The organism is Paenibacillus sp. Y951 (assembly GCF_056786395.1).
In genome coordinates this window covers 415,097-434,837 of record NZ_JBXCIY010000001.1, presented here as the reverse complement: position 1 = coordinate 434,837, position 19,741 = coordinate 415,097, and the positions used below count along the sequence as shown (strand labels likewise).

The 19,741-nt window shown below is 38.8% G+C and carries 16 protein-coding genes and 5 pseudogenes; 5 read left to right on the top strand and 16 right to left on the bottom strand.

The window, feature by feature from the left end; genetic code table 11:
* Positions 1-530 precede the first annotated feature (530 nt).
* Positions 531-1,806, top strand: a pseudogene (locus tag AC1TPB_RS02330) (IS110 family RNA-guided transposase).
* 536 nt (positions 1,807-2,342) lie between these two features.
* On the opposite strand, the gene AC1TPB_RS02325 reads toward AC1TPB_RS02330, so the two are convergent.
* Positions 2,343-3,563, bottom strand: a complete 1,221-nt coding sequence (locus AC1TPB_RS02325) for an MFS transporter (protein ID WP_482074992.1) — start codon at positions 3,561-3,563, stop codon at positions 2,343-2,345.
* Between the two features lie 39 nt (positions 3,564-3,602).
* Here AC1TPB_RS02325 and AC1TPB_RS02320 point away from each other — a divergent pair.
* A pseudogene (locus AC1TPB_RS02320) lies at positions 3,603-3,865 on the top strand (IS4 family transposase); the annotation flags it as partial.
* Positions 3,866-3,992: 127 nt separating this feature from the next.
* Here AC1TPB_RS02320 and AC1TPB_RS02315 read toward each other — a convergent pair.
* Positions 3,993-4,607, bottom strand: a pseudogene (locus tag AC1TPB_RS02315) (FMN-binding negative transcriptional regulator).
* A gap of 112 nt (positions 4,608-4,719) precedes the next feature.
* On the opposite strand from AC1TPB_RS02315, the pseudogene pdxR reads away from it, so the two are divergent.
* Both pdxR and AC1TPB_RS02305 read left to right on the top strand, forming a co-directional pair.
* A pseudogene (gene pdxR, locus AC1TPB_RS02310) lies at positions 4,720-6,097 on the top strand (MocR-like pyridoxine biosynthesis transcription factor PdxR).
* Positions 6,098-6,406: 309 nt separating this feature from the next.
* Positions 6,407-7,770 (top strand): annotated as a pseudogene (locus tag AC1TPB_RS02305) (IS4 family transposase).
* A gap of 11 nt (positions 7,771-7,781) precedes the next feature.
* On the opposite strand, the gene AC1TPB_RS02300 reads toward AC1TPB_RS02305, so the two are convergent.
* From AC1TPB_RS02300 to spoIVA, 5 genes are all read right to left on the bottom strand, one after another.
* Positions 7,782-8,225 carry a hypothetical protein gene (locus AC1TPB_RS02300; protein ID WP_482074991.1) on the bottom strand — a complete coding sequence of 148 codons (444 nt, stop codon included), beginning with the start codon at positions 8,223-8,225 and terminating at the stop codon, positions 7,782-7,784.
* Positions 8,226-9,194: 969 nt separating this feature from the next.
* Positions 9,195-9,815 carry a hypothetical protein gene (locus tag AC1TPB_RS02295; protein WP_482074990.1) on the bottom strand — a complete coding sequence of 207 codons (621 nt, stop codon included), beginning with the start codon at positions 9,813-9,815 and terminating at the stop codon, positions 9,195-9,197.
* A 186-nt stretch (positions 9,816-10,001) separates the two neighbouring features.
* The gene (locus tag AC1TPB_RS02290) at positions 10,002-10,196 is read right to left on the bottom strand and encodes a hypothetical protein (RefSeq protein ID WP_482074989.1); all 195 of its coding nucleotides are present in this window, start codon (positions 10,194-10,196) and stop codon (positions 10,002-10,004) included.
* 178 nt (positions 10,197-10,374) lie between these two features.
* The gene (locus AC1TPB_RS02285) at positions 10,375-10,635 is read right to left on the bottom strand and encodes a hypothetical protein (protein ID WP_482074988.1); all 261 of its coding nucleotides are present in this window, start codon (positions 10,633-10,635) and stop codon (positions 10,375-10,377) included.
* 955 nt (positions 10,636-11,590) lie between these two features.
* A complete protein-coding gene (gene spoIVA, locus AC1TPB_RS02280) occupies positions 11,591-13,069 on the bottom strand; it encodes a stage IV sporulation protein A (protein ID WP_482063526.1) in 1,479 nt (492 codons plus the stop codon).
* A 344-nt stretch (positions 13,070-13,413) separates the two neighbouring features.
* Here spoIVA and AC1TPB_RS02275 point away from each other — a divergent pair, with 344 nt between their 5' ends.
* A complete protein-coding gene (locus tag AC1TPB_RS02275; protein ID WP_482074987.1) occupies positions 13,414-13,593 on the top strand; it encodes a hypothetical protein in 180 nt (59 codons plus the stop codon).
* A 46-nt stretch (positions 13,594-13,639) separates the two neighbouring features.
* Here the strand turns inward: AC1TPB_RS02275 and AC1TPB_RS02270 are convergent, their stop codons facing one another.
* From AC1TPB_RS02270 to AC1TPB_RS02230, 9 genes are all read right to left on the bottom strand, one after another.
* Positions 13,640-14,386 carry a hypothetical protein gene (locus tag AC1TPB_RS02270; RefSeq protein WP_482074986.1) on the bottom strand — a complete coding sequence of 249 codons (747 nt, stop codon included), beginning with the start codon at positions 14,384-14,386 and terminating at the stop codon, positions 13,640-13,642.
* A gap of 6 nt (positions 14,387-14,392) precedes the next feature.
* Positions 14,393-14,737, bottom strand: a complete 345-nt coding sequence (locus AC1TPB_RS02265) for a 2Fe-2S iron-sulfur cluster-binding protein (RefSeq protein ID WP_482074985.1) — start codon at positions 14,735-14,737, stop codon at positions 14,393-14,395.
* A gap of 16 nt (positions 14,738-14,753) precedes the next feature.
* Positions 14,754-15,053 (bottom strand): 2Fe-2S iron-sulfur cluster-binding protein, encoded by a 300-nt coding sequence (locus AC1TPB_RS02260; protein WP_482063523.1) that lies wholly within the window; start codon positions 15,051-15,053, stop codon positions 14,754-14,756.
* 39 nt (positions 15,054-15,092) lie between these two features.
* Positions 15,093-15,272, bottom strand: coding sequence for a DUF2768 family protein (locus AC1TPB_RS02255; protein ID WP_482074984.1), 180 nt, complete (start codon positions 15,270-15,272; stop codon positions 15,093-15,095).
* A gap of 162 nt (positions 15,273-15,434) precedes the next feature.
* Positions 15,435-15,707, bottom strand: coding sequence for a stage VI sporulation protein F (locus tag AC1TPB_RS02250; RefSeq protein ID WP_482063521.1), 273 nt, complete (start codon positions 15,705-15,707; stop codon positions 15,435-15,437).
* Positions 15,708-15,776: 69 nt separating this feature from the next.
* Positions 15,777-16,805 carry an NAD(P)H-dependent glycerol-3-phosphate dehydrogenase gene (locus tag AC1TPB_RS02245; protein ID WP_482074983.1) on the bottom strand — a complete coding sequence of 343 codons (1,029 nt, stop codon included), beginning with the start codon at positions 16,803-16,805 and terminating at the stop codon, positions 15,777-15,779.
* Between the two features lie 4 nt (positions 16,806-16,809).
* On the bottom strand, positions 16,810-17,406 hold the full coding sequence (plsY, locus tag AC1TPB_RS02240) for a glycerol-3-phosphate 1-O-acyltransferase PlsY (RefSeq protein ID WP_482074982.1): 597 nt from the start codon (positions 17,404-17,406) through the stop codon (positions 16,810-16,812).
* A gap of 11 nt (positions 17,407-17,417) precedes the next feature.
* Positions 17,418-18,740, bottom strand: a complete 1,323-nt coding sequence (gene der, locus AC1TPB_RS02235; RefSeq protein ID WP_482063518.1) for a ribosome biogenesis GTPase Der — start codon at positions 18,738-18,740, stop codon at positions 17,418-17,420.
* A 333-nt stretch (positions 18,741-19,073) separates the two neighbouring features.
* A complete protein-coding gene (locus tag AC1TPB_RS02230) occupies positions 19,074-19,712 on the bottom strand; it encodes a hypothetical protein (RefSeq protein WP_482074981.1) in 639 nt (212 codons plus the stop codon).
* Between the last annotated feature and the right edge of the window lie 29 nt (positions 19,713-19,741).

Sequence of the window (19,741 nt, the reverse complement as noted above, 5' to 3'; positions counted from 1 at the left end):
TGCTCTTACTCCCCTTTTTCTATCAAAAGAGAGAATAATGAAGTTAATCCAAGTTATTACTGGGATGGTAGCTACTAATGTATATCGACTATGAAAATCAATTCCAAACAATCTTGATTCCTCGTCTAAGTTGTACAGAAACCAATATGCTAATCCCAAAATTAACACGTTTATGACAATGGCTGATAACATACCTTGCCATTTTCTTTTTCTGTTTCTTATTATAAGGATAGATAATATCGTTGAAATGATTAAAGAAAAGGCTATGAAAATAAAGTTCAATCCTGCACCACCTTATACTTTATTTGTATAGTATTCGAGAAGTAACTATGCTATCCTGCCCGTTAACTTAATAAATATAGCAGGATACCGAAGCACCTGCTCATCAATGTGTATTATTCTACTATCGTTCTCCGTTAGGATTCCTGTAGAGCGTTAAATTTACACTTTGCAATAAAACGAGCGACTCCGTTACGATAGGGTAGTCACGGGTCATAGCCCTTTAGCCATCTTAAGGAGGTCGCTCTATCTTGAATTTTAAAGCCCAAGCCAAACAAAATCAACTACTAGAACGCATTTCTATCCAGCACCTTGTCGTCGGAATCGACATCGCTCAGCAATCTCATGTTGCTCGTGCTGTCAATTTCCGTGGTATCTCACTCGGTCCTCCGCTTCACTTCTCTAACGACGAAGTCGGTTATAGTCAATTGCTGCGGTGGATGAAAGATATCCAAAAAGCCAATCATCTAAACGACACCATCATCGGTATGGAACCAACTGGCCATTACTGGCTCAGCCTCGCTGCCTGGCTCAAGGACCGAAACCACGAGACAGTGCTAGTAAACCCCCATCTCGTCAAAAAGAATAAGGAAAACCGAGACAATACTCCCTCTAAAAGCGACATTAAGGATGCCTTGGTTATCGCCGACATGGTGAAAAACGGCTACTACACTGTCATTAAAGAAACTAGTAAAGTGTTCATAGAACTACGAGTGCTTATGGCCAACCGGGAGACAATCGTCCATCGACTTGTCAGCGTTAAGAATCAGATTCATCGCTGGGTCGATATTGTATTTCCGGAGCTAAGGCAGGTATACAAGCACCTCATTGGATCTGGCTCACTCGCTACATTGCGTCTCTTTCCAACGCCTGCTGATCTTAATAAACTCACTGTTCAACAGGTAATCGAAGGCTGGAAAACAGTCATGAAACGGCATAGCGGTGAACGCAGAGCTAGTGAGTTACTAGCATTGGCAGCTCGCTCGCTCGGTCGGTGCAAAGCATGCCCAAAAAGCCTATAAACTTCATATACAACAGCTTCTGGTAGAATATGATCTGGCTATGGAGCAGCTACAGGTCATTGAGGAAGAAGTAGCGACTGTCCTAGCCCATATTCCACTAGCTAAGCCTCTTCTCGCAATGAAGGGGATGAGCACCTTGTCTGTTGCCGGCATTCTAGGTGAAGCTGGCGATCTCAGTGGTTATGCACATGGCAATGCGTTGTTGCGTCATGCCGGTCTCAACCTAGCTGAAGCAAGCTCAGGCAAGTGGAAAGGCCAGATGTCCATTAGTAAACGTGGCCGACCAAGGCTTCGGCATGCCCTGTTCATGGCAACTATGGCTCTCATTATGAACGATGAAACATTCAAACGACAGCACGAACTGAATGTAAAGACAAAAAGTATGAAGCCCATGCGTTCAGTGATGAAGCTCTGTGGTAAACTGGCCCGCATTCTGGTTGCCCTAGCTCGTAGTGGTGAAGCTTACGAACCGGATCGAGCTCTTCCTATGAAACAGGCTTCTTAATCATTACACGCACAGCACAAAAACTGGCTTATTCGCAGGATTTTAAGATTGCACGGAGTACCGGATTGCATTCAACAAAAGGGCATAGACCCGTACCGTTAGGATTACCGGCCTCCACCCTCTAGATAGGCGTAACGAAGGAATGAAAGGGCATAGACCCGTCGAGAAATGGGAGTGAAAGCCTCCGGAGGTGCGTGGAGCAGCGTGCAGTAGATCAACAAAAAAAGGAGCGAAAGCTCGCCCCTTCTGTTCCCGCATGCCCATCGGTTACCAATTTTGACGGAACCCGTTCCATTTAATCCGAGCTATGATTTATCTTCAGGTGAAATCCTGCGAATAAGCGAGCATTCGTGAGAAAACTACATCGTACCGAGGGAGTTGAAGAAGAATCTGTGCCAGAACTATTAAAGTTATGACACCTATAATTGATAAAAAAGTCTCCCTTTCTAATTGAAAGAGAGACTTTTCGTAAATCTAACATATTTCTATTGTGTTAGATTCGGAAGTTTTCAAATCCATCACTCAACGAGAAAAAACTATTGTAAAGAACGTTCACTCGGTTTAAGAAAAGGTGTCAAGATAAGCATAAGAACTGATATACCTACAAGAAACCATATCGAAGTACCAAAGTCTCCATTGAGATCTCGCATAAATCCAACCAAAAAGGGTCCTGTTGCTGCAATCAGATACCCTACAGTTAAAACAAATCCGTTCCAGACGTTCGATTCTTCTACCGTATTTGTATTATCTAGTGGCAAGGTCATACCTAGAGTAAAAGCACCACCAAGGCCAAAAGCAAAAATAGATATAAATATAAATGGAGTTGCATTTGGCCAGATAGCAATGAGTATCAAACCTACTAAAGCGAGTACGGAAGATACAGCTAACCAGCCACGGCGGTCAAGTGATTTACTAAGCGAGCCAAATATAGGATTGGCTAGCATAAATACGACGGTGAAAGTTAAGAGTATAAATCCTGCAACTGAACCCGAATATCCTTGTTCTTGATACATCGGTGAGACCCAAGCTATGACGGCATAGAAAAGGAGATTCGTACATCCGAAATATAGAGCAATCATCCATGCTGTTCGGTTTTTATATGGAATTGGCACGCGCCTTTCGGAAACTTCTTGTGAACTAAGATTATCTTTACGCCCTTGAAGGGTTATCACAATCCAGGCAATGATAGCTAATACACCGGGCAACGCCCAAATACTGGCTGCTAAGCGCCATCCGCTTTCTGCATTTGAAGCGATGATTCCTGTTGTACCTGCTGCGAGTGCAGTACCTAGTGAAAGTGAGAAAGTATAAATTCCCATTAGTAATGCTGCTTTGTTAGGGAACTTTAATTTTATGAAACCACCCATTAATGTACCGACGATTGCGATACCAGCACCAACACCTATTGTTGTTGAAAGTAGTGTAAATGTATTGGAAGAGAATGCGCGAATTAGAGTAGATAAAGTAAGCAGTAATAAAGCATAAAGTATAACTGTATTACGACCATAGCGACGGGCAATCCATGGGGTAGGCAAAGCTAAAAGCCCCATTAATAAATCAGGTATCGTAATCAATAACGAAAGCGTTGAATATGAAAAATTAAAATCTTCTTGAATAAGAGTCGAAATAGGGCCAATAGAAATAATTCCTGGACGTAAACTAATCGAGACAAGAATAATAGCCGCGATTGCAAGCCATGCACTGCCCTCCCTTTTTTGATTTTTAGCTAGAACTTGTTCGTTATTCTTTTTTCTCATCTAATCTAATCAGCCTTCCTATTTTTCATTTTTCTAATTGACTGGTTTACCCAGCAACCATTGATTAAATCTATTGTAGAACAAGGTATTGATGTGATTGGTATGGTGAAGGCTAAACGGTATTTGATTGGTCAAAAGCGAGTTGGATTAAAAGAACTTTACCGTCTAGCAACACCAGCATCAGGAAACAAAGGCATTTTTACGCTCTATTCATACAACGATGGCGAACGGCGTACAAGTAAAGGTTGTATTTGTTCGAAATCGTAACAAAAGAAGTGTTAGCAATTTTAAGCACAGATTGTGTTTGATTGAAAAGTATTTAACTCCATCAGTCTATACGAAAAAGCGGCTATGTAAAGGCAGCCGATTGTTTAACTCAAGCGCCCGTTAGTTTAAGTGAAAACCTTCACACCCAGTCTTTCAATTCCCCTATTTTTTTATTTTTTCCATCGCTTCTGCCAATTGATGAGAATTCAGATTTTCCTCCTTCTGTAGTTGATCAATGATGTTGTGGTAATCCTCTTCATTTCGATTCTGGCTTAATTTATAAGCGGCTTGAACTTCTTGTACTTTAATCTTAAATCCCACAATACCTTTAAGTTCCCTTTCCAATAGCTCAGGCGAAAGCTTGTCCCAATAAATTGGATTTTTCCGATGTTTTCCATATTTTTCTAGTAACGTAATCAGGTCTTGTTTTAACTCTTCTTACTCTAAAATAATCGGTTTGCCATATACATGAACGGCTTGATAATTCCATGTTGGAACATTTTCATCACCATACCATGAAGAAGAAATATACGCATCCGGTCCCTGGTACATAACAAGTGCGTTCTCACACGTTTCAAATGTTCTCCATTGAGGATTCCCATAGGCCATATGTCCTGTGATATAATATTCATCGCCTTTTTTTCTAAACTCCAAAGGTATATGAGTGGCAATTGGTTTCCCTTGTTTTGTTGTGACGATAGTTCCAAAAGAGTTTTTTTGAATAAACTCTTTGACTTCATCCATGTCCATGACTTTATAATATTTAGGAATAAACATGTTTGAAAAACCCATTTATTGGTTTTATAATTCCTCTAAATAAGTATACTAGAAAAATTGACATATAAAAAGATACAATTATAAACAAATAAACATGTCAGGATGGTTGTAAATGAAGAATACTATTTTTGTTTTGAAGGATGATTCCCCCAAATACAAGCAAATATACGAGAAGTTTAAGTCTTTTATTAAGCGTGGCGACTTACATCCTAATGATCCATTGCCATCCATTCGCCAACTTGCAGAGTCCCTTCAAGTCAGTCGAAATACCACATTGATGGCATATGAGCAGCTTGTAGCGGAAGGTTATATCCGCGGAGAAGCGAGAAAAGGGTGTTTTGTAAATGAATTAGATCCGGTTTTATTTCAAGATACTTTCATCCCACCTCATAAAAATCATAAAGAGACGGTAACGTCAGTCGAAATTGATTTCAGTGCAGGGGCCGTGGATCAAACCAATTTTCCCCTGAAAATTTGGAGAAGAATATCAAATTTTAACATTACGGGAGAGCTTTCGATACGGGAAACCCTTTGGTGAAGTATGCTTGCGCAAACAAATTGCTGTCTATTTACTCCAATCTCGCGGGGTAAAGACAGATTCAAATGCAATTATCATTGGGAGCAGCACACAGCAAATGTTAATTAATCTTGGACAAATCCTAAAGTCTGATTTCTCAAGCGTAATCTTGGAGGATCCAGGGTATGATGGAGTAAAAGAGGCATTTCTATTCCATCGTTTTACACTTGAAACTTTACCAGTTGATGAAACAGGTGCTGAGTTTTCACAATTAGAAAATATGATGTCACGCTTAATATATGTGACACCTTCCCATCAAATCCCAATAGGTATAAGTATGTCCATTCAACAAAGGCAAAAGCTCATTCAATGGGCTACCAAGAGAAAAGGATATATTATTGAAGACGATTATGATAGTGAATTTCGCTATACACAACAACCATTTCCGGCACTTGCTTCCATCGATTCAAAGAGAGTGAACTACCTAGGGAATTTCTCAAAGTCCTTTCTTCCAGGAATTCGTCTAAGTTATATGGTACTGCCACAATTTCTTTTAGACCTTTATCTAAGACATTTTCAGTATTTTTAGAGTACTACTTCCCTTCTTAGCCAGCTTACAATGGCTAAATTTATGGAAGAGGGAGAATGGAACCGTCATATTAAACGGATGCGTCTCGTTTATAAGCGAAAAATGCATTGTATAGTTTCAGAATTAAAAAAACAATTCAAACAACATATTTCCATTATTGGGGAGCAGTCTGGTTTGTACATTTTAGTTAAGGTACATCTAAATCGTTCAGAAGAATGGTTAATCGAGCGTGCTTCCATTTATGGGGTTAAAGTGTATCCTACCTCCATCTATTTCATAGAAAATCATTCTGCGGAAGCAATTATTAAGCTTGGATTTAGTAATCTTACCTTTGATGAAATTCAAGAAGGTGTGAAGCTTTTAAAAGAGGCTTGGGGAGGCTAATATTACATCGCTTTTTATTTTTCTTGTTCAACTAACCTGCCATTTAGCTTAACGAAAACAAGGAGTAGCTGCTGTGGCACACTACTCCTTGTTTAATTGAACTAACGTTACCAGTTAGGTTAGCTGTAAAATTCCAGGATTTTATAGATAGTAACTCAACTTTCGCAGAGCGAAAACTGGCTTAATTGCTTAAACAGACTGGCTATATGTTGAATGTAATACAAATCTTGTAAACACAGAAAAACACCGCTTCGTTTGGTAAAGTGAGAGTACGACCAATCACTACCACACAGAAGAGGTGTCCTCTATATGATAGAACAAAATGTCCAACAGAATCAACTACCAAATGAAATTAAACCTGCCCTTAAAGAACTGAAAGTGCTACAACACTTGAGAGCTGCAGGCTTTCAGAAGAAGTTTGGATATACGTGTTCGTATTTATTTCAACTCGTATTTGTACTCTTATTTCACCACAAAAACTGGTTCCGCTTGCTGGAAAGCGAGAAGAGTGAAGGATTTCCAGGCAAGGATAGCGTGTATCGTTTTCTCAATCACAGTGGTTACGCATGGCGGCGGTTTTTGTCATCGCTAAGTTCCTCCGCAATTGAAAAGGTTCAGGCACTGACTACAGAAGATCGTACCTCTGTATTCGTGATCGATGACTCGATGTTTGAGCGCAATCGCAGCAAAAAAGTTGAGTTACTATCTAGGTTTAAGGATCACGCGACGGGTTGTTATTACAAAGGATTTCGTATGCTTACACTTGGATGGTCGGACGGTCATACGTTTATTCCCGTTGATTTCTCTTTACTGGCATCTCTTAAATCGCAGGTCAACGGCATTATGGAAGGCATCGACAAGCGAACATCTGGTTACAAGCGGCGAATGGAAGCTCTACTACCTGCACTGCACCGGAGGTTGTTCCGGCCATGATTGATCGTGCGCTATCTGCTGGCAATCATGCTTCTTATGTACTTATGGATAGTTGGTTTACCCATGCCCCGTTAATCCAAGCGATGCTAGATCGTGGTTTGGATGTCATTGGTATGGTTAAAGCAGATAAGAAACGCTATCATGTCAACGGTCTTCGCTTATCTCTGCAGGAACTTTATTTTAAAGCTGTTCCTATTCAAGGTAAGAGCAAGGGAATCTTGCGTTCCATCCGTACCATATTGTCTCCAGGGATTCCCGTTACCATCGTCTTTGTGCGCCATCGTTCGAAGAAAAAGGAATGGCTCGCTATTTTGTGTACAGATTGCACAATCTCCGAAGAAGAAATCGTTCGGATCTACGGCATTCGTTGGGATATAGAAGTGTTCTTTAAGTGTGCCAAATCCTTACTGCGACTGCAAAAAGAATTTCAAGGTCGCTCTTATGATCTACTCATCAGTCATACTACGATTGTCTTTTCACGTTATATTTTACTGGCTTGGCAACATCGACAAAGCACCGATCACCGTACGCTTGGAGGCTTGTTTTATTTACTATGCGATGAAGTCAGCCAATTAGATTGGGCAGTAGCCTTAAAACAACTTATTGAATTGATCGAAGATGTCGCTAAAAAAGCCAATAAGAAGATCACAGCACTCATTAAAACACAACTCCAGCAATGGGTCGCGGGTTTGCCTAGCTACATCAAGGGATACCTGCCTAATTTAAGCTGCGAAAGTTGAGATAGTAAGATTTAAGGGGTATGCACATTGATAGTCATCTGTGCTTGAGTAGAACCATCAATTCCTAATGCCTGAACTTGAATATGGTCGTGAAATGTCCGTCTACCGAACTCCCATGCGTATGACCATCCATCACTTCCATCTGAGTCGTAACCAATGAGTATTCTTTCACTTCCAGTTTCCGTCCCTGTTGGTGCTATCCAAAATAATACTGTCTCTGCATTTTCAGCCTCTGCATAAATAGTCATCGTACTAACGTTTTCTGGAACAATCCACCAATTCGATTCCTCCGTTAAATCCGTATATACCTTTAAAAGCTCCGTACGTGTATTAATCTGTTTCGCTTGGTTGGTTGAGACTAATGTTCCTTCCTGTTTCGTATTTTTGACATTAGAACAAGCTGAACAGATCAGCATAACTATTAAAAAACATGCGCTAATTGCTTTGTTCCTCATAAATACCTCCTGTATTTGTTATCATTAACTTAGACTGTATATTCTTAAAAGTTGCATATTCAAGGAATTAATATAAATAAACCACTATTATATACAACAATCCTGCCCTTTAGCTTAATAAAAAGAGCAGGCTACCGATGAAGTGCTCATCAATGTGTATTATCGAACTATCGTTCTCCTTTAGCTTAACGGAACTTCGGTATTGTTGTTATTATCAGATTTAGGATGAAGACTATTTTCTATTACAAAAAAATGATTGAAAATACCTACTACTCGTATTTTATTATCTGCCTCTCCAAAAATTTTTGTTCTTGCCGTCATAAAAATAATCTGATGTGTGAGACTTGATGATTTCAAATCATAAATAGTATGAAAGCAATTTGAGCTTTCGGAACTTTCACATTTAAGACCATGGACCTTATGGAGGTAATTATTGTAATCTTGAGTACTTGGTTTTGTATAAGCCATCACAAATAACAATGATAATATGCAAATTATTAGAAAAAAATATCTCTTCTTGATAAAAGCACCTCATCTCTTATGGATAATCGTACCATATAATACCGCATTTAACTGCTCAATAGTTCAACTAGGAAGCTCCACGCTCTACTGCCCGTTAGTCATGCATGCAGCGCAAGCGCCGCACCACAGATGATGGAAGTAATTCCGTTCTTCCATGGGAGTTGAACAAAGGCAGCATGTCAGTGTGAACTGCTGCCTTTGTGTTTTTATTGAGCTATCGTCTCCCGTTACTTCAACAAAATCTTCCGCATAACGTCCAAGTATTCATGGCACTTTCTCGCATCGTCCGTAGCAGTAATGTGCTGTATAATACCCTTGTTCAGAGTGTCGAACGAAAGGCAGCTCAAATTGCCTTGCTTCACATGTGGCGGATCGGAGGGCGGCTTGTTCTCTGATAGATGAACACACTGTTATAAGATGTCCAAGCCTTCGAAGCATACCAAGTCTCTATTTAATATATCTAAGGTATTTTATTATATCGATAAATTGCGGGAGTATGGTCTCTTTTTGATCTTCAGAATATGATAATCGTATTATTACCTCGTAATCTTCATATGAATAACTGAAATAATCCTCGTATTTAATTTTCATCTGGTCTGGACCGTCATATATATTCGACCCAATATAATTTTCATGTTCTTTAAAATCTTCCCTGATACTTAATTTATCTAGATTCAGCTCATAATGATTAAACAAACCGATTAACGAGTGGTTTGGTCCTTCAAATTCATTTCCATCGTGGAATTTCTTCTCAATTAAGAAATCTGGAATGTATAGACCAAACGGAAGAAACATACTCTCTATAAACTTTGAAGTATATATTTTCCCAACTATCTCTATTTCTTTCACAGATATACCATCATATATCTCAACATTAGAAATCAGGTTGTTATCGGATGCAACTAACTGATCTAAGACAGTGAAGGTATTCTCATTATTTATCTCCGAAACTATATCCTCAATGTTTTCCTTCTTAGACTTATTAACTTCTGAATTAACAGAATTATTGCACCCCGAAATAATAATTAATGCTAATAAAATCGTCGTTAGATTAAATAAATTTTTCATTTTCATACCTTCTCCTTTTAAATGTAAATTCGAATATTATATATGACGAATTTGACAAGCTGTTGGTTGCGTTAACCTGCCCGTTAGCTTAATAAAAACAAGGAGTAGCTGCTGTGGCACACTACTCCTTGTTTGATTGAACTAACGTTCTCCGTTAGCTGAATTACGGGTTGTGATTTTTAGTGATTAACCTGCACTAAGCAAAATCGAACTACTGAGAGTCCACATCATTAGCGCAAAGGCAATTCCACTTACGTATTCAATTCCCTCTAATTCCTTATCATGTTTTATCCTTTTCAAAGAAGTAATCAAGGTCACAATAAATATTAATGCAAAAATAGGCATGAAAAATAATGCGGAGTATCCAATAAGCCCTTCCATAACTGCCTCCTATTGATAGAAAAAAGAAATAACTAAAGTTCCTCGTTAGCTTAATGAATCTGTTGGTTATTTCCTATACTCTTATCGTCAATATCTTTTATTTTCTTATATTTTGGCTATGTTAAATTCTAATGTTGATTTATGACCATAAGAAAACCGCCTTTGTGACGTCTCCCTATTAGCTTTTTCGTTTGATACGAATAAATGAGGTCAATGCGATTAAAACTCCTGCTATGAAAAAGGAAATTCCATACGTATGTAAGTGAAAATCTGTCGCTGGAATGAAGAGGTTACCAAAAAATCTATGAATTCCCATACTACCGTTGGGACTTCTGGCGGTAAATGTATAAATTGAGTAACCATCATAAATAAGATAGAGCCCTAACATTACTAATACAAGCTTAATTGCCAGTTTCAATGTCATCTTCCTTTCTTCCATATACCATTTACTCCATATAATGTATACGTTTTGATTGTGCTTTTTGTTGCACTAAACTGCCAGTTAGCTCAATGAGCAAAAACACCAATAACCACATGAAACTACCATAAGTTGTGGGTAATTTTAACATATTAGTGAAGCAATAGACAGAAAATAATATGTCGCAGTACGAAAAAGAATACGACGAAAACATTTCAATTTACGCACCTGCGTAAGGTGCGACAGCGAATTTCGAGTAAATTGGTCTCCAAATTCGATAATTCCCTTAAAAACCATTATAAAACTCCAATACCTATCACTATTTGAGATCAATACCTTAAAAATCAATCTTCAAATATCGAAAATTTCGGTGCGAAACTCCTAGGCATTTCATGTGAGCATAGCACTCGCACCAACATTATGCTCCCTATTCATGTAATGTTTGACCTTCAATTAAACTTATCATTGCTACATCTTAATATATCGTTCTTTGCATAATTTCATTTTAACATAATTACTTCGTAACTTAAGCAGTTCATTCCATTTTATGAGAATTTTTCACAATGAATTAAGGCTCAAAACTAAAATAATTACTTAAATATCAATCAAGATTGATTTTGATTTCTTCACTCGATTGACGGACATCAGAAACCTTATTTCCTGTGTATCCTCTATTATCCATCCTTACCGGACACAGACGCACTTATTCCACACCAATTGATGCATTTGGGCTCCATTTAGGACGAATAACGGCTTTTATGTCAAGTGAAGCTTTGATCTCGTCAAGCATTGATTACTGCGTTGAAGCTGAATTAATTCACAATCAATGTATTTTCGATAACTCTATTAGGCATTACGACCCTTAATAACCATTCACTAAGTTCCATATTTCAGCACCCACCATCCAGATAAAAACAGAAAAAAAAGCAGTCATAGCGACGATATTGTCGACTAAGACTGCCGTTTTCACATCTTACTAGAGGATGATCGCAATTAAGCCACCTGATCCTTCGTTAATAATTCTACCAAGCGTTTCTTGAAGCTTATAACGTGCGTTGTCAGGCATCATCGCAATTTTACCTTGAATACCTTCACGCACAATATTGTGTAAAGAACGACCAAATATATCGGATTCCCAAATTTTAATTGGATCATTTTCAAAATCTTGCATTAAGTATCGTACAAGCTCTTCACTTTGTTTTTCAGTGCCGATGATTGGAGCAAATTCAGACTCCACATCTACACGAATCATATGGATAGAAGGTGCTGTCGCTTTCAAGCGAACGCCGAAACGAGAACCTTGACGGATCAATTCTGGTTCATCAAGTGCCATTTCTGCGAGCGATGGTGCTGCAATGCCGTAGCCGGTTGTTTTCACCATTTCGAGTGCTTCTGAGAAGCGATCATACTCTTTTTTAGCATGAGCGAATTCTTGCATTAAAGATAGCAAATGATCTTTACCACGAATCTCTACGCCAACCACTTCCATTAGAATTTGGTCGTATAGTTCATCTGGAGCGTACAAATCAATTTCAGCGACGCCTTGCCCCATATCCATACCACTCAACCCTGCACGACTAATAAAGTCATACTCAAGGAATTGTTGGACGACGCGATCTACATCACGCAATCTTTTAATATCCTTAACTGTGTCTCGTACAGAATTTTCAAAGTTGCTACGTAACCAATGCTGCTCAGCAAGTACCATAACCCAGCTAGGAAGATTGACATTCACTTCATGAACAGGGAACTCATATAGTACTTCGCGTAGTATCGCAAGTCCTTCTTCTTCGTTCATTGTCGCAACGCTAAGTGCGATTACCGGAATATCGTACTTGTCTTGCAGCTCTTGGCGTAGAGCTTGAGTTTCCTCACTACGTGGGCGAGTAGAGTTAATAATAACTACGAATGGTTTGCCTACTTCTTTCAACTCTTCAACCACTCGTTCTTCAGCATCCACATATGAGCTACGCGGAATTTCAGCTATCGTACCATCCGTTGTAACAAGAACACCAAGTGTAGAATGTTCTTGAATAACTTTACGAGTACCGATTTCTGCTGCTTCTTGGAACGGGATTGCTTCATCAAACCAAGGTGTAGTGATCATGCGAGGTCCATTCTCGTCCTCATAACCCTTCGCACCTTCAACAGCATACCCAACACAATCTACTAGTCTTACATTTACTTCTAAGCCTTCAGCTACTCTTAATTGCACCGCTTGATTGGGTACAAACTTCGGCTCAGTCGTCATAATTGTTTTACCTGCGGCACTTTGTGGTAACTCATCAACAGCACGAATTCGTTCTGACTCTACTGCAATGTTGGGAAGAACCACCGTTTCCATGAATCTTTTGATAAACGTTGATTTCCCCGTACGGACCGCACCGACCACGCCGAGGTAAATATCCCCGCCAGTTCTTTCGGCAATGTCCTTGAAAATATCTACTTTATCCACTGAATATCCCCTCCCAATTGATTTTCCGGTTCGCCGCCATCCACCGGACAAGAGGGCAGGCCAGCGACGCAACTCGTACATACTTATTGGACTAGTAATAGCTTATGTTCACTTTGTCCAATTATTCCGATAGCTTCGAAAAGTTTTTAGTTTTTCATGGCTACCTGCCTTCCCTTCAAGACTCAAATATATGTATATAGATAATGTTATATTCCACAAATGACTAGATTATGATCTTTCAACATATAAATTAGCGCAAAAAAAGAGGGTGCTCCTTTAAGTCATTATTACAAGACTTAAAGGAGCACCCCTGTTATTACATTTAATCTTCGAAATATCACGTCGTGATCACAGTCGTTCATTTTGAACAACCTCTTCCAATAAAGGTTCAAAAAGCGGGCTTTCAGAATCGAGCAGGTGAAGCGCTACTTGAGAAAGGCGGAAGCGCAAGTGTACGTTATTGGTACACGCGAACCGTACTTTCCAAGTTCGCTTCACCTGCGATGTCGAATAACCTCCGTTAGCATCCCCTTCGTTATCAAAGCCAGCTCTTTTGAACTTCCTCTAACCTTATTCATAAGCTACAGGCTCACCATTAACTAACTTATAAGCCATCGATTTGACAGGTACATAATCGGAATTAGCTACAAGCAATTCTCTTAGATCAAGCTGGTCAGATACGATTAACGAGCTATCCCTTTGCAGTAATTGCATAATATCCAATGCATAGTCAATATAGACAGTGCCGTTACCACTAACTAGTAATCCACTTATATTTCCAGTATATACACTTTTCAGTGCAGGCTTCTTGATGTTCAGCTTATCGAAATCAATATAGTAGATTCCGTCATAGGCTTCCATTCCTGCTGGAATCTCACCTTTAGCAGCAATATAATCTGATACTTTGGACTGCAGATCAATAACTTGTTGAGTTAATAAAATACTTTGAGCCTTCACTATAGGCTCTTCTTCTTCATTCAATACTAAGAAATAGAAGTTTCCACCAGATTCAAATGCGGAATTAGGTATATATTCGATATAACTTCCCTTTGTTAATTTTTCAAAATCAATACGGAATTTTTCATATTTCCCAACAGAGCTATCACTATTCTGAATAGGTAGCACACCCGTAGTCGTAAGATACTGCTCAATCGCACCTTGTATATTACGAATGGCCTCTTTGGATACAACAACTCCTGAGCTTGAATCGGGCTTAGGATACATACAACCGGTCATAACAAAAAGTAAAGGAGTAACGATCAGTAACATCTTTATTACAGAGCTTATTTTACTTTTCTCAAATAGTTTATTCATCATAATCTCCTACCATAGAGAGTCTTCTTCTTCTTGCATTTTAATTTGCCTAGCAATTGCCGCACGAAGTGGATCAGGCGGTAATTCTACCGTAACCCCAGTCTGTACAATGGCTTGACAAGCTAAGCGAGTACCTGTCAGCTCAAGACCTGCGAGCTTGCGACGTTCATTATCTTTCATTGGCGCTAAGCCACTACAATCAGCGATATTTACTTTACACATAAAGCAAGCAGCATTGCCGCCACATCTAGTGACAATGGCAATACCGGCCTTTCTAGCAGCCTGTAACACGGTTGTACCTGGTCTTACTTTAATTGATCGATTCAACGGCAAGAAAACAACATCCGCATCCATAGGGAACACCCCACAATTAGAAATATGTCTTATTTATTGCTACAATTTTGCCTGCAGTTCCTGTAATAACGGCTTGGCAGCCTAAACGATAGCCTTCTTCAAATTCTTCAGGCTCAAGACGATCCCATTCTGCATCAGTAACCTCATCCAGAAGATCAGCGCCTTCAACAATAAGGCAGCGGCAACGAGCACATGTCCCTCTTGTACAGGAAAAGCTCCAATCTACTTTATGCTTAATGGCATGATCCAAGATCGTTAATCCATCCTCAGCCTCTACAGTACTTGTAATCGTTCTGCCTCTAAGTTCTAGTTCCATATGTACAACCTCAATTCCTTTCGCTAACAATATTGCGTATTATATAATGGAAAGAAGACCCAATAAAAATCCGATACATAGAAATATAAAAGCAATTCCAGATAAAACGCCTTTAACGACACCTTTTGTTTTCGTTCTTGCAACTGTAATCATTACTGCCGCAATTGCCATTAAGCCAATTCCGATTAGAGACATCCACATCTTAGTCATTGGATCCATGTAAAATTAACTCCTATCTATCTACGTTTGTATTATTTATTCTACATCATTATAGCATCTCTCCAATATTGTGACAAAGTTAGTCACGTGATAGAAAAAAAATGACATAGAGTAATGTTCATCGGAATGAAAATCATTAGTCTATGCCATTGCGAACGCTAGCTATTTCATTAATATTTTCATCAATGCTTCAATGTTTGAAGTTTTCATACCGCTTGACTTGATCGTCTTTACAATATGCTCAAATTGTGCGTCACTCATTTTCACTTTGGCCATATTGGCGACAGATTTAACTAGCCTGCGTAGCTCATCTTCGTTTTCTAATGAATCAGGCTGAACAGTATTTGCAATTTTAGTAACAGAATTAGTACTAATATTTTTACCTGTTTTTCTTTTGATGGCACCAAGTACATCATTCGATAAATCTTTGGACATAACAAAACCTCCTCTTACGATACATTTTCTATATATCATATGAGGAGGTTTATTAGGTTGTGATTTCAATTATGAATTAGGTTCCATCTCATTCGTACGAACTCTACCCATCAACACTTCAACCGCCTTATTAATCGGCTTGCTATTGAACAACACATCAAACAATTGATTCGTTATAGGCATTTCAATGCCATGAATTTGAGAAAGTTCATGAGCTGCCCTAGTCGTCTTAACACCTTCAACAACCATTCCCATTTTCTCAAGAACAGTGGATAGCGGTGTTCCATCTGCAAGCATATAGCCTGCACGGAAATTTCGACTATGCTGACTTGTTGCAGTAACTACTAAGTCACCGACACCAGCAAGTCCAATAAACGTCAGTGGATTGGCTCCCATTGCTGTTCCGAGTCTTGAGATTTCCGCCAAACCACGAGTTAATAGTGCTGCTTTTGCATTATCACCTAGCTCTAAGCCATTAATAATACCTGCAGCCAATGCAATAATATTTTTCAATGCACCTGCAACCTCAATGCCGATGACATCATTATTCGTGTATACACGAAAAGCCGTATTCATCAATGCTTCTTGTGCCTTCTCAGCGATATGTATATTTTCCGCAGCTACAACAACGGTCGTTGGCAACTTCAAAATAACTTCTTCTGCATGACTAGGTCCTGATAATACAGCTATATCCGCTAACGGACGCTCAAGAGCTTCTGAAAGCACAACAGACATACGCTTCAGCTTCTCAGGTTCAAAGCCCTTCGTTGCATGAACAACAATCGTATCATCTGCAAGAAATGGTTTGGCCAACTCTGCAACGGATCGCATCGCACTTGAAGGTGCAACGAACAATGCAAGCGTTGAATGAGCTAATGCTTCTTCCATATTCGTAGTAGCTCTAATATTGTTTGGCAATGTAATATTAGGCAAATACTTTTTATTATGATGACTCACATTAATTTCTTCCGCTTGTTGCTCCGTTCTCGTCCATACTACGACATCATATTGATTGGATGCCAGTACAAAAGCAAGCGCAGTTCCCCAGCTACCTGCAACGAGAACGGTCGCTTTTCGTTTGGCTTCGCTCAAAGACATAGCACTATGCTCCTTTCTTACTACCTAATTTGTTCTCAGTTCCATTCATCAGTTTCACAATATTAGAGCGATGACGTATGAATGCAAAAATACAAATGATTAGCGTTCCGATAAAGTTCGGCCAATTAAATTGTAAACTAAGTATAAAAATCGGTGTTAAGAATGTGAAAATCAACGATCCTAATGATACATAACGAGTAATGACAATTGAAAGAATGGCAATTATCCCTGCAATTAATGCAGGAATAAACGCTATTGTAGTAAGCACACCTATAGCAGTCGCAATCCCTTTTCCGCCTTTGAATTTGAACCAGATTGGCCAGTTATGACCAATAATAGCAGCTAATCCACACATAATTGGCAGCCAAGGTAGATCAAAGAAAAAGCTTGCAACAAATACACAAGCCATACCCTTCAGCAAATCAAGCACAAGTACTAGAATAGCTGGGCCTACTCCTAGTACTCGTAATGTATTGGTCGCACCGGCATTGCCGCTTCCATGACTTCGAATATCAATCCCTTTGAATAACTTTGCAATAACAATACTGAAAGAAATCGACCCTACTAAATAACTGATAATAATTAATAAAAATGGTACCACACTGTTCTCCCCTAATCTTGGTCAGATTTTTTTCTAGAAAAGATGCGCACAGGTGTACCTTCAAAGTTGAATGCAGCACGGATTTTGTTTTCCAAATAACGTGCATAGGAGAAATGCATCAATTCAGGATGATTTACAAAGCAGACGATCGTTGGTGGTTTAGTAGCAACTTGCGTCACATAGTTAATTCTTAGTCTCTTACCTTTATCAGTTGGCGTAGGATTCATTGAAACTGCATCCGATACGACATCATTCAGAAGATGAGTTGCAATTCGCAAAGCATGCTGTTCAGATACATAGTTAATAACTGGGATTAACTTATGTAAACGCAGCTTTGTTGTTGCGGACAAATATTCTATTGGTGCATAAGTCATAAATAAAAACTCATCGCGGATGCTAGCTGTGAAATTCTGCATCGTTTTCTCATCTTTTTCTACAGCATCCCATTTATTGACTACAAATATAGATGCTTTACCGGCTTCGTGAGCATAACCAGCAATATGCTTATCTTGATCAATAATACCTTCTTCACCATTAATGACAACTAAGGTAACGTCAGCACGTTCAATAGCTTTCATCGCGCGCATAACACTATATTTTTCAGTATTTTCATATACTTTCCCACGCTTACGCATACCCGCTGTATCGATCAATACATACTTTTGACCATCCACTTCAAATGGTGTATCGATTGCATCACGCGTTGTACCAGCTATATTACTTACGATGACGCGTTCTTCGCCTAATAAAGCATTGACAAGAGATGATTTCCCAACATTCGGGCGACCAATTAAAGCTACTTTAATAACGTCATCATCGTACTCATCTTCCTTCGGTTCAGGCAATAACTCAGTCGCAGCTTCTAATAAATCTCCGATACCGATACCATGAGAACCAGAGATAGCAATTGGCTCACCAAAACCTAATGAGTAAAATTCATAGACTTCATCTTGGCGACCTTCGTTATCTACTTTATTAACCGCAAGTACAATCGGTTTTTTTGAACGATATAGCATTTGGGCTACTTCTTCATCCGCATGAGTGATACCAATTTTGGCATCAACCATAAATATAATTACATCTGCTTCAGCAATAGCAAGCTCAGCTTGCATACGAACAGACTTCATTATTTCATCTTCACCATCAATCTCAATACCACCAGTATCAATGATACTGAATGCTTTTCCGGCCCACTCCGCTGTACCATACAAGCGGTCACGGGTAACACCTGGTTTATCTTCAACGATAGCAAGTCGATCACCAATAATACGATTGAATATTGTTGACTTACCAACATTCGGTCGACCTACAATTGCAATAACGGGTCTAGCCATATAGTTATTTCCACTCCTACTACTTTTTATTGTTTACTTCTTGAATCAACTTCCTGCAAATAAAAAGTTGCTTCGAAAGCATAAACTTACTTTTTATTGTTTACTTCTTGAATCAACTTCCTGCAAATAAAAAGTTGCTTCGAAAGCATAAACTTACTTTTTATTGTTTGACTTCTCGAATAACTTCTTATAAATAAAAAGTTGCTTCGATAGCATAAACTTACTTTTTATTGTGGTACCTCTTTAATAAACTTCATCTAAATAAAAAGTTACTTCTGAAGCATGGCTCATCACACTTTCGTTACCCATCATAGCAAAAAAGTTAACAATTGGCTAACTTTTCGTTCTATTTAATCGTTCATCTATGAAATTCCGCCCAATTCTAACTATAGTTTCCAATACAAGAATGAATATGAAACTAAATATTATAGTCATAGAAATCAGATCCCACCATAATAAAGTGCCTATCCGAGCAATATATTCACCTTTTTGTTGCCATAGCAACAAGGCATCTGCAACAATAGCGCCCCAGAATACAATTACACCAAGTTGCTTAAATGATACTCCAAGTGCCCCTAACAATATTCCAGAGCATACTGGAATGTACCACAAAGTAATATTAGCTTTAACCCACGGTGAATATATAATGATTGCATGACTAATTGTAGCGAGAAATGCTATTAGTAATATATACATCGTGCTGTACAACATTTGAGATTTTTGCGGTAGCCCTTTCAATAAAAACGCTAGTTGCAATAGTACGATCAGTATAATAGAGCCATCTATCGTCAGTTCAAAGCTATGAACATTTAACGGGATAACCCAATCAAGCCAATTTGATATCCATATACTTACGTATGATAAACCGATAAACGCAATACTGAAATGCTGAGCAAGCCAAGCTTTCCAGCCAGTTAAAAGCAATATAAGTAACATAATGAATAGTAATATTGTCCAGTAGCCTTCTGTCATATTGATCACCTAGCATTAATATGTGCTAT

Coding starts and splice junctions, on each gene's coding strand:
- AC1TPB_RS02325 (WP_482074992.1), bottom strand. CDS start 3,563: ATGAGAAAAAAGAATAACGAACAAGTTCTAGCTAAAAATCAAAAAAGG.
- AC1TPB_RS02300 (WP_482074991.1), bottom strand. CDS start 8,225: ATGAGGAACAAAGCAATTAGCGCATGTTTTTTAATAGTTATGCTGATC.
- AC1TPB_RS02295 (WP_482074990.1), bottom strand. CDS start 9,815: ATGAAAAATTTATTTAATCTAACGACGATTTTATTAGCATTAATTATT.
- AC1TPB_RS02290 (WP_482074989.1), bottom strand. CDS start 10,196: ATGGAAGGGCTTATTGGATACTCCGCATTATTTTTCATGCCTATTTTT.
- AC1TPB_RS02285 (WP_482074988.1), bottom strand. CDS start 10,635: ATGGAAGAAAGGAAGATGACATTGAAACTGGCAATTAAGCTTGTATTA.
- AC1TPB_RS02270 (WP_482074986.1), bottom strand. CDS start 14,386: ATGATGAATAAACTATTTGAGAAAAGTAAAATAAGCTCTGTAATAAAG.
- AC1TPB_RS02265 (WP_482074985.1), bottom strand. CDS start 14,737: ATGGATGCGGATGTTGTTTTCTTGCCGTTGAATCGATCAATTAAAGTA.
- AC1TPB_RS02260 (WP_482063523.1), bottom strand. CDS start 15,053: ATGGAACTAGAACTTAGAGGCAGAACGATTACAAGTACTGTAGAGGCT.
- AC1TPB_RS02255 (WP_482074984.1), bottom strand. CDS start 15,272: ATGGATCCAATGACTAAGATGTGGATGTCTCTAATCGGAATTGGCTTA.
- AC1TPB_RS02250 (WP_482063521.1), bottom strand. CDS start 15,707: ATGTCCAAAGATTTATCGAATGATGTACTTGGTGCCATCAAAAGAAAA.
- AC1TPB_RS02245 (WP_482074983.1), bottom strand. CDS start 16,805: ATGTCTTTGAGCGAAGCCAAACGAAAAGCGACCGTTCTCGTTGCAGGT.
- der (WP_482063518.1), bottom strand. CDS start 18,740: ATGGCTAGACCCGTTATTGCAATTGTAGGTCGACCGAATGTTGGTAAG.
- AC1TPB_RS02230 (WP_482074981.1), bottom strand. CDS start 19,712: ATGACAGAAGGCTACTGGACAATATTACTATTCATTATGTTACTTATA.